We start from the raw sequence: 17,568 nt of genomic DNA, 5'->3' as shown, positions 1-17,568 counted from the left end.
TTATAGTCCTGTAGCAACTGTATTTCTACCACGTTCTTTTATAAGTTCATTTCTAACATCTAAAGCACGGTAAGCATTTATAGGGCTTAATGCGCCGCCACGTTCTAGTCTTGCTTTTTCTAGTAACGGACGAACATCTGTTCTATAAGCGTTTTGTAGAATTTCTTGGCATTTTACCACATCGTGATTTAGTTGTGCTTGTTTTAATTCATTTTGATCTATTAAAAGTGCTTTGGCGTAAGCTTCTTGTATAGCTTCTAGAGATTGAATTAAATCTTCTAACGGGTCTTTTATGTTGTGGCTAGCATCAATCATCCAAGCTAAATCTGGATTTTCAGGATTGTTTTCCATACCATAAACCAATTCATTAAAAATTAAGAATAGGGCATAAGGTTTAATACTTCCAACGGTTAAATCATCATCTCCATATTTGCTGTCATTAAAATGAAAACCACCCAGTTTTGCTTTCGACATTAATATCGATACAATTTGTTCGATATTGCTGTTAGGTAGGTGATGACCTAAATCGACAAGTGAAAACGCTTTTTCTCCACAGGCATTAGCAAGCATGAATGAGGTTCCCCAATCTTGAATTACCGTACTGTAAAAGTTAGGTTCGTAAGGCTTATATTCAATAAGCATACTCCAATCTGTAGGAAGGCCTTTGTAAATTTCTTTTAAACTGCTTTCTGTATTTTGAAGTGCTGTTTGAAAGTTAGTTTGTCCTGGAAAGCAAGAGCCGTCCGCCAACCATACAGTTAAACTTTTTGAACCTAATTTGTTTCCTATATTTATAACATCTAAGTTATGTTGAATAGCTTGTTGCCTTACAGCTTGGCTAACGTTACTTAGAGAGCCGTATTTGTAACTTTCTTTGGCGTTTGCTTGATCTTGAAAGGTATTAGAATTAACAGCATCGAATTTAATATCTAACCCTGACGCTATTTCTTTTATCGCATTATAATCTTGAGGAATATCCCAAGGAATATGTAATGATACCGCTCCAGCAGTTTGTGTAAGTGTATGTAAAACACCTACATCTTGAATTTTTTGTTCTAAGCTAGAAGGCTCTCCATAGAATGAAAAACGTCCGAAACGAGTTCCTCCAGCTCCTAATGCCCAACTAGGGATAGCAACCTGAAAGTCTTGTAGTTTTGATATAATTTTATTGACATCTACACCTTTTTTTGTTAAGCTATTCGATAAAAAATCGAAATGCTCTTGGTGCGATGTTAAGTCTTTTTTGTTGGTGTCTTGAATATGATTTTGTTCTATTTTCATAATTCTTATTTCTTTGGTTTAGTTGTGGTCATTGGAAGTATTTATATTTTAGTTAGTTTAATAGGGGCAGTGTTTAAAGTGGTGCTGTTTAAAAAGCTTCCATATATAATTTAATATGCTATGGAAGCTAACACTAAAACTAACTCAAATAGTTTTTATCTTACAAAAGCATTAGCCATGCCTCCGTCAACGTTTATAATATTTCCTGTAGATTTATCAAGTATTGCAACTAAAGAGAATACACCGTTAGCAATGTCTGCGGGAGTTATTATTTCATTTAATAAATTTCTTTTTGCATAAAAAGCAGGAAGCTCCTCTACAGTAATACCATTGGCTTTAGCTCGACCTGCGGCCCAAGCACCTTCCCAAATTTTACTACCCACAATAACACCATCTGGGTTTACGGTGTTTACTCTAATTTTATCTTTTCCTAATTCGGCAGCTAATAAACGCACCATGTGTTGTTGTGCTGCTTTTGCAGTACCATATGCTACATTATTTGGGCCAGCAACTAAACCGTTTTTACTTGCAATAGCAATGTAATCTCCACCAAGGGCTTGTTTACGCATTATCTCAGTAGCTTGTTGTGCTAGGTCGAATTGACCTTTCACTAAAACGTTTTGTAGAATGTTCCAATCTTTATCTGTTGTATCTTCTAAAGCTTTAGAAATTGCTAAACCGGCGCTATGCACCACGATATCTACACCACCAAACTCAATAACTGCTTTTTTGTAAGCAGATGCAATAGATTCTGTATTAGTTACATCGCAAATAGCATAAGTCGATGCATCTCTTTTGTATGTAGAATGCGCTGTAATTAAGCTTTCTTCGTTAATATCTGTAAGTACAACATTGGCTCCTTCTGCAGCTAATTTATCTGCAATAGCTTTGCCAATACCACCACCAGCACCAGTAACTAAGGCTACTTTTCTAGATAAAGGTTGCTCTTTTGGCATACGTTGTAATTTGGCTTCTTCTAGCAACCAATATTCAATATCAAAAGCTTCTTGTCTTGGTAAAGATGTATAAGCTGTAATAGCTTCTGCACCACGCATTACGTTAATAGCATTTATATAAAACTCACTAGCAACACGTGTAGTTTGCTTATTTTTTGCAAAACTAAACATACCAACACCAGGATAAATAATAATTACTGGGTTTGCATCACGAATGGCAGGACTATTATCTTTTTTACAAGTATTATAGTAATCTACATATTCTTGTCTGTAAGCTTCAAAAGCAGGTTCTAATTTCTTTAAAATGGCATCAACATCAGATAAATCTTCGTTTTTATCTAATTTTAATACTAAAGGCTGAATTTTGGTTCTTAAAAAGTGATCTGGACAAGAGGTTCCCATAGGTGCCAAGCGTTCCAAATCGTTACTGTTTATGTACTCCATAACCACATCGTTATCAGAGAAATGTCCAATCATTCTATTTTCCGAAGCGCATAAACCTCTTAATAAAGGCATGATTTGCACTGCTTTTTCAAAACGTTCTTCTTTTGGTAAGCTTTCTACTTTTTGACCTCCAAAAATAGAACCTTTTTCTTCCATTTTCTTCTCAATATATTCCGAAGCCATTTCGATAACTTCTAAACTATTGATATAAGATTTGTATGATGTGTCTCCCCAAGTAAATAAACCATGAGAACCTAAAACAATACCTCTAATTCCAGGATTATCGGCTAAGCATTTTTCTAACTGTAACCCTAAATCGAATCCTGGTTTTTGCCATGGCACCCAACCCATAGTGTCTCCCCAAATTTCTTTGGTAACTTTTTCACTATCCTGAGCCGCGGCAACAGCAATAAGTGCATCTGGGTGTAAGTGATCAATATGAGCAAATGGTAATAAACCGTGAAGCGGCGTATCAATAGATGGAGCTTTACTATCTAAATCGTAGATACAGTGGTTAAATAACCCCACCATTCTATCTTCATCTTCTAAACCGCCGTAAACATTTTTTAAATCGCGTAATCTTTCGGTATATAAACCTGCAATTCCTGAGCGTGTTAAAGTTCCAATATCGCCACCAGAACCTTTTACCCACATTACTTCAACCTCTTCATTTGTTAATGGGTCTTTTTCCATGGTTTTACAGCTAGTGTTACCACCACCGTAATTTGTAATTCTTAGGTCGGCTCCTAAAATATTAGACCGATATAGAAATAAGGCTACTTGGTCGTCTCCTAAAGCAGAAGCTTTAGCATCATCCCATAAATAATCTACGTGTTTAAATTTTTTTGTAAGTATGCTCATGTTTGTTATTGTAAAGTTACTAGACAAATTTATAGAATTAGTAATCTGAGTCTATCCTGTACTGTACTGTAATTTAGTAAAAACATTGAAGTTTCTGTAATTCAAACCCGTATTATTCTTTTTAATAAGTTGAATGTTAACTAATTTAAAAGAGGTTTTGTTTTTATTAAAAACGGAGAGTAAAGGTTTTTAGGAGCAATAGGTTGTTCAAATAATGAAAGTAAAGAATGTGTGGAAGGTGTTTGTTAAAGGAGGTAGAGAAGTAAAGGACGATTTTTTGTACGGAAATCAGCCAAATTTTTGATTAATCACTAAACCTAATATTATTACTTGCATGATTTATTTAGATATTATTTCTTTCCACCTTTCAGATTCCGCAAACTGCTTTACAATGCGATTTCGTTCAGTGAGTAATTCAATCATATATTTTTTGAGGAACAACTTATCAGCTATTTCACCTAGCATTCCAAAAGGGGATTTGTAATAAAAAAGGTCTGTCATTAAAGTCTCATCATTCAATTCCTCAAAGTGATGTTCGTGTTTAAATTCTTTGAAAGCCCCTTTTACCATTTGGTCTGTAAAGTATTTTGGTCGGTTGTACTCGGTGATTTTGGAAGTCAAGTTTTGATAAACACCAAAGTGTTTTGCTCTCCACGTTACGCTTTCGTTCATTCCTATTAATCCACTCGTTTTTCCTGCGATGGCTTCTTCGTTTGTGTGTTCCGTTGAAATTTTGTGTAAATCGATACTTCGCGAGAGATCAAATACTATGTTTCTAGTAGCTTTTATCTTTGTTTGAAGTTTGATTTTTGGCATTTTGGAGGAGTGTTGGGTAACGTTAGATGTAAAAATAGTTGAGTTTTGTGAGCTAGGTATTTATGAAGTGGAATAAAACCACAATTATTTTTTTTAATTTACTTTTTGAATTATTCAATTTTAGATTTTGTTAATGCTTCTTTTTATAGAAAAGATGTATTTCATCCTTTAACGATTTTTTCTATTGATTTTAAGTCAACTTTAAGTGCTTTAAGAATTGTCTTGGCTAATTCTATATCATTTTTTTTTGCTCGGTCAAAAACATCCATTAACCCTGAAACATAAAGTCTTTCATTGACAGTCATTCCTTCAATTCCAATTGTTTTATTTGCTTTTTCGTTTATTGTTTTGAGCGTCATTTTTATGTTATTGTCAATGTTTATGCAGTGTTATCTACGGTTTTTGTTTATCGGTTTATTAAGGTCAGATAATCTATTTCGAAAATCAGACGATTATTTTTGTCATTCAGATCATTGTTTCAATGTTTTTGGTAAATCCAGAAATCAATGAAGGTTGTAAGTCACTTGCTTGATTTAGTTGGTCAGCATAATTATTTATAAAATCAGATTGCTTTCCAATTCTGGTTAAATACTTTATGTAATTACTATTAGTTTTTAAATTAAAATGTTCAGTATTCGAATCCGTATTTTTCCACCAAATTTTGTCAAAAACCACATACTTGTTTATATCAGAACTCAATTTTTCGATTCCGTTTAAATTCGGTACAATTTGGTTTTGGAAGATGTCTTTTTGATATTCCAAATATGCTTTTTTTTTGGAATTTGTTTTGTGTTTAGTCGTTAAGATTTTATCAAATTCAGAAACAATAGAATTCAATTCCATCAATTCGGGTTCAGTCCAAATTCCGTTTGGATTTTCAATTATACTTACCTGTTTACAAGCTGAAAGTATAATTAGAAATAATATTAGGACATGTTTTTTCAAATGTTCGTTAACGTTTAGCATAAGAAACGTAGGGCAGGTGATGAGCACTATCGTTTCGTTTTATAACTTAGCTAAATATAAATATTTTGCTTTTATTTTTTACTTAAAAGCCCCATTTTATTATTAGTGGATTTTCTAGGTATATTTAATGTTAAAATTCAACGAAATTACCCTATGTTTTTTATACATTATTGTATACCGCTTTTGGTCTCTAATGAAAACAAATGTATTTTAATTCTCCATTTTTTGACTTACCCGTTAAACTTTTTAGCTAGAATAGAGTCTAAAATTTGAATAATAAAATTATTAATTCTAACAAAACAATTCATCTTGTGAAAATTATTAAAGAACAAATCAAAAAAATGAAGAATAATAAAATGAAATATATAAGCTTATTATGTTTCATTATTTTTTCCCTGAGTTGCTCCAAACAAGAAAAAGAAGTTCCATCTCTGGAAAATGAACCTGAGGATACAACGGTTGTAAATCCTCCTATTATCCAAACTCCTTCACCTGTGATTCATCTTGCAGACAATCTGGATGAACAAGATCAACTAGGATATTGTATTGACACGAGAGGTAATGGTTTCAATGAAGAACTACATGCACATTCTTGTAAGGCAAGCGGTGGTGATGTTCAATTTGTTTATAATGAAGAAACACTTCAGATTTGTTCGGTTGAGTTTACTGGTTTCTGTATAGAAATGTCTGGAGGACCTACAGAGGGAATGAGCTTAAGACTTGTAGAAAGTGATACGAGTTCATCCGATCAGAAATTTATTTATAACGAAGATAACGGAGAATTTGTTCCAGAAGATGATCCTACCCTTTGCCTTACTGTAGGTGAAACTAGTGCTGCTGCTGGAATCTATATGTTTCGTTCTCTAACCTTGGAACTATCTTCTGAAATAGAAGGAAAATTTAAACAATGGGTGATCCTTGAGTAAATAACGAGGTTTATGAACTGAAAATAGGATATCCTATTGAGATTTTTTTCAAGTTTATAAAGGTTGGGTTATTTTGGGATATACAGATTTTGAAAGGCATACAACGGTTACGTATAAGAATAGTGCGTAGTTAGGGTGCGAGGATTTTCCGAAGGAAAATCAGAAGCAAGCAAACAAGCACTAACTTTTGATTTAGAAATAAACTTACGCATTATTTTTGTACAATGTTAGGTGTAGGCTTTTTATGATAATAATTCAATTTTATATTTTCCTAATATTTTTAAAGATTCATTAAACGCAATTAAACCTTGATTATAATTTTCAAAGTTTGCTTTATGTCCTTTCACCATATTCAAAAAAGTTCTACCAATTTGTATTTTTTCAATTTCAGGTTTTGATATTCCTTTATGATTCATATATTTTTCAATTATATCAATTAAGTTAATTCTTCCATTATATTCAAATGTGTTATTATAAAACATTCTAAGAACCATTTCAAAATTTGCTAAATTTTCAAAATCTTTATCTGATAAATCTTTGTCTATTATTTCTCCATATTCTAAATAGCATTCTTTATAAAATTCCAATAATGATTTACTAGCTAATAATAAAAAAAGAAAATCAACATTTTTTTGTTCAAGTTGTTTTTCAGTTGGAATAATTCCTTCTCCGATTTTGTTTACTACTATATCTTGGGGAATACCAACTTTCAGTAGCTCTATAAAACAAACATAGTCACCGTGCTTAATCGCGTTAAATTTGTTTTTAAATTTATTGATTTTAATTCCTGACTTAATTATTTTAAGCATATAACCAACAACCTTATCGTAAATCAGTTTTTCAGTATTCATTTAATATTTTATAAATTACGAAATTTTGAATTTAGACGTATTTTCACAGCTTACACCTAACATAAGTATAACCCCATATTCATGTTGTATTACAGATTTTAAATATAACAAAAATGTCCGATAAGTTAATTACGAACTTATCGGACAGATTTATAATTTATTAAAGAAAATATGCTTTTAATATTCTAGCTTAATAAGTTTTCTAACGGTGTCTAAAGTATTTATAAGTTTTTCACTAAAATCAAAAGTCATAATATCACTTTCCGTTTTACCTACACGTATTAATTCATTAAAATGAATAGCCTCGTAGTTATAACCAATAGTTTTATAACCAAAATCTAAAGTTTTTTCTTCCCCGTTAGCGATTACAGTGACTGTAGTTGGCATGTGGAACATGGTATTTATTTTGATGGTAGCGTGTTCGCAATAAAAAACAGCTTCGGTTGGAGAAGGTTCTAAAAGTGTACTTTTTAGTTTAGCAGTTTCACCATTGGGGTAAGTAAAGGTCATGCTGCACGTAGAATCGGCGCCATTTTCAAAAAAAGTAGCATCGGCTTGCATATCTTTCGGAAGCCCTAGAGTAGACAATGCTGCAAAAATTGGGTAAATACCAATATCTAATAAACTTCCACCACCTAAAGATTTGTTGAACAATCTAGACGATGTATCAAAATCACGATGAAAACCAAAATCGGCTTCCATTTTTAGAAGTTTGCCGTAAGTTTCATTTTTCAGCTCCTTTAAAACAAATTGATAATGTGGTAAAAAGTACGTCCAAAGTGCTTCCATGAGCAACACATTTTTTTCTTTGGCTTTCGCTATCATAGTGCTAACTTCATTAGCATCCATCGCAAATGGTTTTTCACATAAAACGGCTATGCCATGTTCTAGGCATAATAAGGTGTTTTCTTTATGTAAAGCATGCGGTGTTGCTATGTATACAGCATCAATGTTTTTATCTTTTACTAGGGCTTCGTAGCTGCTATAAGCGTGAGTAGCATCATATTTATCAGTAAATAAATCTGCTTTTTCCTGTGAACGTGAAGCTACAGCGTAAAGTTTAGTATTTGGAATGGTTAATAAATCTGATGCAAATTTATTAGCAATATTTCCTAAGCCAATAATGCCCCAGTTTATAGTTTTAACTTCTGATTGATTTGTCATTTGGAATAAGTATTTGGATGATACATGAAATTGAAATTACAATAGCGCAACCCACAAAATTTAACCATAGAAATGGTAGGTTAATCACTTCGTTTAAATCTAATAGATATAGTGCAATAACAATAACTTGTGTTAATAATGCGCCAATAAATACGGCATTACCTTTTACAAATTTAAAGAAAAATGCTAGAAGAAAAACACCAAGAACATTACCATAAAATATAGAACCAATAATGTTTACTAACTGAATTAAGTTTTCAGCCAAATTAGCAACACAAGCTACGCCTATAGCTATTATTCCCCAAGCAAAAGTAAACCAGCGAGATGCTTTTACCATCTCTTCTTCTGTTTTTTCGCTTGTATTTCGTTTGTATAAATCTATGGTAGTGGTAGAGCCTAAAGCGTTTAATTCACTTGCTGTGCTAGACATGGCTGCACTTAGAATAACGGCTAAAAGTAAACCGATTAATCCACGAGGTAAATTGTTTAGAATGAAATGGATAAATACATAATCTTTATCATTGCTTTCTATTTTTATGTTTTCACTTTCCGAAGCTTTATCAATTAAATCTCTGGCTTCTTTTCTTAGTTCATCATTGGCTTCATTTGCTAATGCAATGTATTTTGAAGCATCGGGATTATCAGAATTTAAGAACGATTTAATAATATTTTGCTTATCGTTAAAAATAGCTGTTTGTTCTGCCTGAAGCGTTTTGTATTCATCGGCATATTTAGATTGTAACACAACCTCCGTAGCGGTTGGGTTAAAGTTTACAGGTGCTTCATTAAATTGATAAAACACGAAAACCATTATACCCACAAATAAAATAAAGAATTGCATCGGTATTTTTAAAAGTCCGTTAAAAATTAAACCCAATTGCATTTCTTTAACCGATTTTCCCGAAAGGTAGCGCTGTACTTGGCTTTGGTCGGTACCAAAATAAGATAACATTAAAAATGTACCACCAATAATACCACTCCAAAATGTATAACGATTATTTAAATTGAATGAAAAATCTAAAACTTCCATTTTTCCGCTAGCTCCTGCAATATCAAGTGCTTTGCTAAAAGTAATGTCTTGCGGTAGTTTGCTCACAATTAAAAAGAAAGCCACCAACATACCAATAAAAATAATAACCATTTGATGTTTCTGTGTGACGTTTACCGCACGTGTACCACCAGAAACGGTGTAGATAATAACGAGTAAGCCAATAACAATATTTAGGGTGAGTAAATCCCATTTAAGAACCACAGAAAGTATTATAGCAGGAGCAAAAATGGTAATTCCTGCTGCTAAACCACGTTGAATTAAAAATAGAATTGCTGTTAAGGTTCTTGTTTTTAAATCGAATCTATTTTCTAGAAATTCGTATGCTGTATATACTTTTAATCTATGGTATAAGGGTATAAAAACCATACAAATAACTACCATGGCTATTGGTAAGCCAAAGTAAAATTGAACAAAGCCCATACCATCGTTAAAGGCTTGCCCTGGTGTTGATAAAAAGGTGATAGCACTAGCTTGTGTAGCCATAACTGATAAGCCAATAGTCCACCATTTAGAGGTGTTTCCGCCTTTTAAATAATCTTGTACATTACGGCTGCCTCGTGTTTGGTATGTTCCGTAAGCTACTATGGCTATTAGTGTAAAGCAAAGTACGGCCCAATCGATCCAATTTAAAGTTTCCATAAATTAAAAGGCTTTTGTAATTAAATAAAATAGAATAAAATAGATGGCGTTGGCAATTAAAACTACAGAATATAATTTTAACCAAACTGGTTTTTTGGGTTGATTTTCTTCCATAATTAATCGTTTAGTTTTGCTTCTTGTTTTAAATCTTCTTTACCAATAGAAAGCATGTTTGCAAACAATCTATAAGCACCAGAAACACCAGCAGGGAATTCTCTAAAAAAGCTTAAGCCAGTATAAATAAAGTAGCCATTACCGTGTTTTGAAACAAGTAAACTTCCTTTTTTATCGGTTTCACCTTTATCATGCATAGATAAAATAGGAGTAAAGGCAGGTGCCCATTTACTTGGGAAATATAAACCACGTTCTTGCGTCCAACCTTCAAAATCGTGTTGTGTAATTTTGTTAGGGTAATTTAATACGGGATGTTGAGGGTTTAAAAATGTAACTTCGGCTGTTTCATCGGTAACTCTATCACGAGAAAGTGTAATATCAAAAGGTGCTAAATTATCAACTTTTAAGCGATGATTGGTGTTGTACTGTACAATCATATTTCCGCCTTGAGCGACAAAATCGAATAATAAATCTTGCTTGAATTTTAATTCTTCAACCGTGTTATAAGCTCTAATGCCTACCACAACAGCATCAAAATTACTTAGGGTTTCTGCATTAATTTCGTCTGGTTTTAAAATACGTACTTGATAACCTATTTGTTGTAAACTTTCTGGAACTACATCTCCTGCGCCTTGTATATAGGCAATGTTTTCGCCTTTCTTTTTAATATCTAAACGTACAATTTTACTTTCGCTTGGTAGTAAAACCGTTTGGAAGGGAATATGGTCGTAATCAATTTCAATTAATTCTTTGGTATAATTTTTATCGCCTATGTGAACAATAGGGCTAATAGTACCTTCACTTTGGTTTTTAGGAGGAATTACAGTGAAAACCAAGGTTTGCTCTTCACCTTTATTTTTAATTGAAATTTTTTGGCTTTTAGGAAATATGCTCCAGTCTTTTGGATGACTAATTTCTACAGATCCTTCTAAGTCATTTCGGCCAGCTTTTACTATAACGGAAATATCGTGCTGTGCATTAGAATTTAAAATAATAACCTTTTCGGTGATTTTAGCAGATACTTCTGGGATAATTTCAAACGGACGATATAGTTCCCCTTTTTCTGGTTTAGAAAAACGATAAACCACATTTTTAGTGAACGTAATAGGTGTATTATTTATAAGAAGATTAAAATCTACTTGGTAAACTCTAGGTGTTTCGGGTAAACCAATTAAACTCGTATCATCTACTTGATACATACCTAAAGTTCCTTTTTTAGTTAACCAATAAGGTGTAGTAGGTGTTTGATGGCTACCAACTTTAAAGGTTTCTTTGAAGTTGAATTTGGTGTTTTCTGTTAATTCAATGCGTTTAGAAATATTTACACTATTGGCATTTTTAATACTTTCTAGAGTAATATTTTGATTGCTTCGGTTTAAAACTTCAAGATCTAAGGTTACGGTTTCGTTTTGAGTTGCCCACGGTGTTTCTGCCGATGCTTCTAAATATAAACCAGCACACATCGATATAATCGACTTTAACGCTTTTGTTTTTTGAGTTTTCCAGTGTTCGTTTTCTATGTTTTGAAGTAGTTTATAGGCTTTAATTAATTGCGGAAGATGCTGAGAAGGTTCTTTAAAATTGAAATTATTTTCAACGTCGTATAAAATATCTCCAATAGCTTTTCCGCCTTTTACACGATTCCATGAGGTGTCAATACCTTCAAAAATATCTTTGTTTTCACCTAGAGGATCACCTTTTAAAAATTCAATGTATTCGTTCTGCGATCCACGATCTAACGTACGACCAAAACCTTGGCATAAATGTTGACTTCTAGCTTGTGCCGCAACCTCGTTATTTGATAAGCCTTTTAAAGGATAATACACACCAATATCAAAAGTTAACATGTTACTTTTATCAACAGCATTAAATTTTTCTTCGCTACCATATGCCCACCAACTTGTATTGTAAAACAGGCGTTTTGGTTGCCATAAATCGGTTTGTTTTAATTGATCGGGATAAGCCGTATTGTTGTTTGCTAAATCAAAAGCTTCTAAACTTAATATGGCAGAACTGGTGTGGTGACCATGTGTGCTTCCTGGAGTTCTATGGTCGAACCTATTAATAATAACATCGGGTTTAAACTGCCGAATGGCTAAAACTACATCGCTTAAAACTTGATCTTTATTCCATATTTCTAAAGTTTCATCGGGATGTTTAGAGTAACCAAAATCGTTAGCTCTAGAGAAAAATTGTTCGCCACCATCTACACGTCTTGCAGCTAGTAATTCTTGAGTTCTAATAACACCTAATAGTTCTCTTATTTCTGGGCCAATAAGGTTTTGTCCGCCATCGCCACGTGTTAAAGATAGGTAGGCTGTACGGGCTTTAACTTCGTTGGACATGTATGAAATTAATCGGGTGTTTTCATCGTCGGGATGAGCGGCAACATACAATACCGAACCTAAAAAGTTAAGTTTTTCAATAGATTCGTAAATCTCTGTAGATGTTGGTGTTTTGGGTTTTTGTGCTTGTAAAAATGAAACAGTAAAAACTAGTAATATAAAATAATACTTCGTGCTTTGCATAAAAAAGGTAGTTAGCTAAGCTCCAAATATAACAAAGATTGAAAGGGTTTGAGTTGGTTTTAATGTTTCTTTAACTTTATGTTTTTATGTTAGAAAGTCTGTTTAGTTTTTGGACGTATTTTGAGGGTTTACAACCACTTTTTCCGCTTAAAATAAATAATCATTCCGATAAAGATAATAATCATTACACCCCAAAGCACAAAATAAGAATGCTGATAATGCAGCTCCGGAATATAGTCGAAATTCATACCATAAATACCAGCAATAAAGGTTAAAGGGATAAAAATGGAAGCCATAATGGTAAGCACTTTCATCACTTCATTCATTTTATTACTAATGGTGGTCATGTACATATCCATTAAACTCCAAATCATTTCACGGTAAATATCTATGTTTTCTGAGACTTGAATAAGGTGATCGTAAACATCACGATAATAGTTAAGTGTTTGTTGAGAAATTAATGCATTGTCACTTTTTTCAATACGGCTTATAACATCGCGAAGCGGAAAAATAGCGCGGCGTACTTTTAGTATTTCACGTTTTAAATTTTGGATGTTCTGACTCACGTCGTCTGTGGCATTTCCGTTAAAGATATCAGTTTCAAAATCTTCAATTTTATCACCTAATATCTCAATAATATTAAAATAATAGTCGACTACAGCATCTATTAAAACATAGAGCAAATAATCAGATTCCATAGTTCTTACGCGTCCTTTCGCTGTTCTAATACGTTCTCTAACGGCATCAAAAACATCACCTTCAGATTCCTGGAAGGATAAAACATGGTTTTTCCCTAAAATAAAACTGACTTGTTCCGATATTATTTTTTCATCCTTATCATAATACAACATCTTTAAAACAACGAAGAAATAATCTTCATATTCATCAATTTTAGGACGTTGAGAAATGTTTACAATATCTTCTAAAACTAAAGGGTGGAAATTGAAATGTTTAGATAGTTTTTCAATTTCTTTTACATGGTTTAATCCATTTAGATTTACCCATGTAATAGAATCACTTCCTTTAAATTGAAAGGTTTCCGATACATCGGTTAAATGCTTTTCTGTACATTGTGTTTCATTATAATCGAAAACTTCAATAAAGAGTTTTTCTGAAGATTTTGAACCTGTATAAATGGCTGTTCCCGGTACTTGTCCTGCTTTTTTCTTGTAGTTATGTTTTCTAGTCTTAGCCATTAAAAATTGTATTTAGATAAAGATATAAATAATTTAAATAGCATCAACACCATCATCAACGGTCTCGTCTATAGCATCTTTTTGTATTAAGGTAACGGCCTTTTGTAGCATTAAGTTGTTAGGGTAAGTTACTAAGTTTCCGTTGTCTAATCTTAAATGAATTTGAAAGGCTCTAATGTCTTCAATAATGGCTTTTATAGGGAAATCTTTATCATGAATTTCAATTTTATCACCCACTTTATAAGGGAAGTTGAAAAACATAATAATACCAGAAGTAATGTTACTTAAAATAGACCAAATAGCAAATAACGCAATACCGATAACCGCAAAAACAGAAGAGAAAACAACCGCTAAATCACGTACTTCAACTCCAAATATTAGGGATTCTATTAAAATGGCGATTAAAAATAAGGTTACGGTGATGTAACGTCTAATTAAGCGTATTCTAGCATCGTTTATACCACTTGTGTGTCCAATTTTTGTAATAACAAAATGGATTAAGGATCTAATGATTAACAAAACAACAAGCACAATAGCTGTGTTTATTAATTCATTTTTAAACGTTTCAAAAAACTGCATGTTTTAAGGTTTTAAAATTTGCTGCAAATATACACTAGAAAGCAAAGCAAGGCGGGTTTATATTTATTTTTAAACGGGTTGCTTGGCAAGTTTGTTTAAGGTTTGATAAACCAAATGCGTTGGTAAGCCCATAACGTTAAAATAAGAACCTTCGAGCTTGGTAACACCAACTTGTCCAATCCATTCCTGAATACCATAAGCACCTGCTTTATCAAAAGGTTTAGCTGTTTTTATGTAATACAGAATCTCTTCGTCTGTAAATTCTTTAAAACTTACTTTAGTAACGGAGTAAAGTGTTTTAGATGTTGTTTTTGTTGTAAAACAAACCGATGTAATTACCTCGTGCGTGGCATTACTTAAAGATTTCAAAATTTGGAACGCATCAGTTTCATCCGTTGGTTTTCCTAAAGCCTTATTGTTATGCCAAACTATGGTGTCACTGGTTATTAAAATATCATTTGGTTGCAATTCATCTTTAAATGGTATTGCCTTTAATTGCGCTAAATAATCGCTTATTTCAAAATGCGTTAATCTATTTGGGTATTCTTCTTTAACGGGCTTTAACCTTATTTCAAAATCTAAACCAAGATCTTTAAAAAATTGCTGCCTACGTGGCGATCCAGAAGCTAGAATAATGTTGTGATTTTTAAGTTTTTCTTTTAGCATATGTTTAAAGTTTCAGCGAAAACATCTGAGGTATATTAGTAGTTAATAAAACCTATTTATTGAAGGTTTTACGCGTGTACTCCAAAAGTATTCGGAATCGTTTAATTTTTCAAGTTAAAATAGTAAATTAACAAGGAAAGTACGCCAAAAAACATCACCAATTTTATTAAACTACTTATTAAGTGATAGTCTTTTTTCGATTTAGCACTAAACAATTTAATACTTACAAAAATTAGCGGGCCCACAATAAAGAAGACAAAGTAACCCGCAGAAAGCATGTTTTTATATAGTGAATTTACAATGTAATAAATAAGAATTAAAACGGGAATTAACGATAGCACAAACAAAACATTACCCGTTCTATCTCTACCAATAGCAATAGGTAAGGTGTTCATGCCTGCTTTGTAGTCACCATCAATATCTTCAACATCTTTAGTTATTTCTCGTATTAAATTGAGTAGAAATGCAAACACGGCATAATCAAAAATAATTTTAAAAAATGTAAGTTGAATGTCCCTGTTCTCTAAAGTAAGTGCGGGTAGTAGTTCAAAAATGCCAACAATTAAAACACTTAGAGCAACAAGAATGGAAATTACAATGTTACCTATTAAAAGTGTCCGTTTTAAATAAGTAGCATAAACGTATAGCAAAGCCGAAATAATAACAAAAAGTGAGAAAAAAGCACTTTTACCAACAGCGTGAGATAAGTAAAAACCAACGCCAACGCCAATAAAATTTAAGACTATAAAAAGGTTGTAAGCCGTTTTTTCGGAGATAGAATTACCAACAATAAGTTTATGCGGCTTATTTACAAAATCGGTTTCAACATCGTAAATATCATTAATAATATTTCCTGCAGCAGCAATACAAATAGTAGCAAAAATTAAAAGAGAAATGCCAATACCGTCCAAACTAATAGCAACCCCAAAAGGTTCTAAAAGCGCATACTTAACTAATAATTGCGTTAAGGCAATCATTAATAAATTCTTCCATCGAATAAGATTTAAGACGTTAAGCATTTATCAAAAAAAATGAATAATTAAAAAAAGTAAAACTAAGAGGTCGGATAATGAAATCTACAAATTAGTCAAACTGTGCGCTATAAAAACCGCTCCATTTTCCTTGTACTTTCAAAACCTGCTCAATAACATCACGCACGGCACCTTTTCCGCCTTTTTTATGCGAAATATATTTAGAAATACTCTTAATTTCCGGAACAGCATCTTGCGGACAGCAAGGCAAGCCAATACCTTTCATTACAGGGTAATCAGGAATGTCGTCACCCATATAAAGCACGTTTTCCGATTTAATATCATTAGCTGTTAGGTAATCGTCTAGTTGCTCAATTTTATTTTTCGCACCCAGATAAATATCCTTAATACCTAAACCTTCCAAACGTATACGAACGCCATCATTTTTTCCGCCAGAAATAATGCATAAGTTATAACCCTTATCCACGGCAGATCTAATAGCATAGCCATCTTTTACGTTCATGGTTCTTAACATTTCACCGTTGGTTAAAACCGAAACCGTACCATCGGTAAGTACACCATCCACATCAAAAACAAAGGTGGTAATATGTTCCAAATACTCTTTATAGCTTTTTTCTTCCATGTGTTTTCTGTATTGATGCTGTAAGCAGTTCGTAAATCTTTTTATGCTCAATATTGTTATCCAATATTCTTAAATGTTTTTTAATCGTTTTTTTGTCGTGGCGTTTTGCTGGGCCAGTTTGCGCTCTAAAAGGCGATAAATGCTCAATCTTTTTAGCAGTTTCTAAAATCAATGGCTTTAAAAGATCAAACTCGGCACCTTCACTCTCCGTAATTTCATGACCAATTCTATATAACTGATTCGTGAAATTATTAACAAAAACCGCAGCCAAATGCAACACGCGCCTTTGGTCGCTATTTACCTTCTGTATAGGGCCACCTAAACTTAAGGCTAATTCCTTTAACATCGGAAAACTATCCTTATAAATAGTTTCAATACACATCGGCACATTTGCAAAATCTAGCTCTGCGCCTTTTGTAAAACTTTGCAGCGGGTAGAGTACACCACGTCTGTGTTTTTTATCTAAATCGTAAACACCAACACCTCCAGAAGTATGCACAACCACACGATCTTCAAACGGAAGTTGTTCCGATAATTCTGCAATAGCATCATCACTAACCGCCAAAATATACACATCGGCAACCTTTAAATTCGATAAATCGTCCGTAAAATCAACCTCGTTGCTATGCTCCGTAATCGAATCTAAACTCCTGTTATACCATTGAGAAACAGTTACATTATCTGCCTCACGAAAACCTCTATACAAATGGCTAGCTACATTGCCAGCTCCTAAAATTACTACTGAAATCATCTTGCAAAAATACTAAGCAATTACCAATTTCAAATTAATAAATCAAAATAATTTGCGCGTGCCCCAAGGGTCGGGCTATCACTACTCGCTCCCTTCTAAGGTCGGGGAGCTCAAACAGGCCGTTCAATCCCTCACGCCTTATCTGCTAAGTCTTGGGTTTTTATC

The 17,568-nt window shown here is 33.0% G+C and carries 16 protein-coding genes; 1 reads left to right on the top strand and 15 read right to left on the bottom strand.

Features of this window, described 5'->3' with window-relative positions; genetic code table 11:
- The 5 genes from GQR98_RS18710 to GQR98_RS18690 all read right to left on the bottom strand — a co-directional run bounded on the left by GQR98_RS18710 (nt 1) and on the right by GQR98_RS18690 (nt 5,303).
- A complete protein-coding gene (locus tag GQR98_RS18710; RefSeq protein ID WP_159020993.1) occupies nt 1-1,281 on the bottom strand; it encodes a sugar isomerase in 1,281 nt (426 codons plus the stop codon).
- A gap of 155 nt (nt 1,282-1,436) precedes the next feature.
- A complete protein-coding gene (locus GQR98_RS18705) occupies nt 1,437-3,542 on the bottom strand; it encodes a bifunctional aldolase/short-chain dehydrogenase (RefSeq protein ID WP_159020992.1) in 2,106 nt (701 codons plus the stop codon).
- 339 nt (nt 3,543-3,881) lie between these two features.
- A complete protein-coding gene (locus GQR98_RS18700; protein ID WP_159020991.1) occupies nt 3,882-4,358 on the bottom strand; it encodes an SRPBCC family protein in 477 nt (158 codons plus the stop codon).
- Nucleotides 4,359-4,519: 161 nt separating this feature from the next.
- Nucleotides 4,520-4,717 (bottom strand): hypothetical protein, encoded by a 198-nt coding sequence (locus GQR98_RS18695; protein WP_159020990.1) that lies wholly within the window; start codon nt 4,715-4,717, stop codon nt 4,520-4,522.
- Nucleotides 4,718-4,823: 106 nt separating this feature from the next.
- Nucleotides 4,824-5,303 carry a hypothetical protein gene (locus GQR98_RS18690; protein WP_159020989.1) on the bottom strand — a complete coding sequence of 160 codons (480 nt, stop codon included), beginning with the start codon at nt 5,301-5,303 and terminating at the stop codon, nt 4,824-4,826.
- Between the two features lie 332 nt (nt 5,304-5,635).
- Here GQR98_RS18690 and GQR98_RS18685 point away from each other — a divergent pair, with 332 nt between their 5' ends.
- Nucleotides 5,636-6,250, top strand: coding sequence for a ricin-type beta-trefoil lectin domain protein (locus GQR98_RS18685; protein WP_159020988.1), 615 nt, complete (start codon nt 5,636-5,638; stop codon nt 6,248-6,250).
- Nucleotides 6,251-6,492: 242 nt separating this feature from the next.
- On the opposite strand, the gene GQR98_RS18680 is transcribed toward GQR98_RS18685, so the two are convergent.
- The 10 genes from GQR98_RS18680 to GQR98_RS18635 all read right to left on the bottom strand — a co-directional run bounded on the left by GQR98_RS18680 (nt 6,493) and on the right by GQR98_RS18635 (nt 17,403).
- Nucleotides 6,493-7,101 carry a hypothetical protein gene (locus tag GQR98_RS18680; RefSeq protein ID WP_159020987.1) on the bottom strand — a complete coding sequence of 203 codons (609 nt, stop codon included), beginning with the start codon at nt 7,099-7,101 and terminating at the stop codon, nt 6,493-6,495.
- Between the two features lie 177 nt (nt 7,102-7,278).
- Entirely contained in the window at nt 7,279-8,265 is a 987-nt protein-coding gene (locus GQR98_RS18675; RefSeq protein ID WP_159020986.1) for a Gfo/Idh/MocA family protein, read from the bottom strand.
- A complete protein-coding gene (locus GQR98_RS18670; RefSeq protein ID WP_159020985.1) occupies nt 8,243-9,955 on the bottom strand; it encodes a sodium:solute symporter in 1,713 nt (570 codons plus the stop codon). The genes GQR98_RS18675 and GQR98_RS18670 overlap by 23 nt, the downstream gene beginning before the upstream one ends.
- Nucleotides 9,956-10,071: 116 nt before the next feature.
- A complete protein-coding gene (locus GQR98_RS18665) occupies nt 10,072-12,597 on the bottom strand; it encodes a PIG-L family deacetylase (protein WP_159020984.1) in 2,526 nt (841 codons plus the stop codon).
- A gap of 128 nt (nt 12,598-12,725) precedes the next feature.
- Nucleotides 12,726-13,793 (bottom strand): magnesium/cobalt transporter CorA, encoded by a 1,068-nt coding sequence (gene corA, locus GQR98_RS18660; protein ID WP_159020983.1) that lies wholly within the window; start codon nt 13,791-13,793, stop codon nt 12,726-12,728.
- A gap of 33 nt (nt 13,794-13,826) precedes the next feature.
- A complete protein-coding gene (locus GQR98_RS18655) occupies nt 13,827-14,372 on the bottom strand; it encodes a mechanosensitive ion channel domain-containing protein (protein WP_159020982.1) in 546 nt (181 codons plus the stop codon).
- Nucleotides 14,373-14,441: 69 nt separating this feature from the next.
- A complete protein-coding gene (locus tag GQR98_RS18650; RefSeq protein ID WP_159020981.1) occupies nt 14,442-15,038 on the bottom strand; it encodes a Maf-like protein in 597 nt (198 codons plus the stop codon).
- Nucleotides 15,039-15,139: 101 nt separating this feature from the next.
- Nucleotides 15,140-16,057: a geranylgeranylglycerol-phosphate geranylgeranyltransferase gene (locus tag GQR98_RS18645; protein WP_159020979.1), complete on the bottom strand. Its 918-nt coding sequence runs from the start codon at nt 16,055-16,057 to the stop codon at nt 15,140-15,142.
- A 64-nt stretch (nt 16,058-16,121) separates the two neighbouring features.
- Nucleotides 16,122-16,652, bottom strand: a complete 531-nt coding sequence (locus tag GQR98_RS18640; RefSeq protein ID WP_159020977.1) for a KdsC family phosphatase — start codon at nt 16,650-16,652, stop codon at nt 16,122-16,124.
- Nucleotides 16,633-17,403 (bottom strand): Rossmann-like and DUF2520 domain-containing protein, encoded by a 771-nt coding sequence (locus GQR98_RS18635; protein WP_159020975.1) that lies wholly within the window; start codon nt 17,401-17,403, stop codon nt 16,633-16,635. Before GQR98_RS18635 ends, GQR98_RS18640 begins: the two co-directional genes overlap by 20 nt.
- Nucleotides 17,404-17,568: the final 165 nt, after the last annotated feature.

The organism is Algibacter sp. L3A6, assembly GCF_009796825.1.
In the GTDB taxonomy this organism is placed as follows: Bacteria; Bacteroidota; Bacteroidia; order Flavobacteriales; family Flavobacteriaceae; genus Algibacter.
The sequence above is the reverse complement of the archived record's forward strand: the minus strand, read 5'-3'. Positions and strand labels throughout refer to the sequence as shown.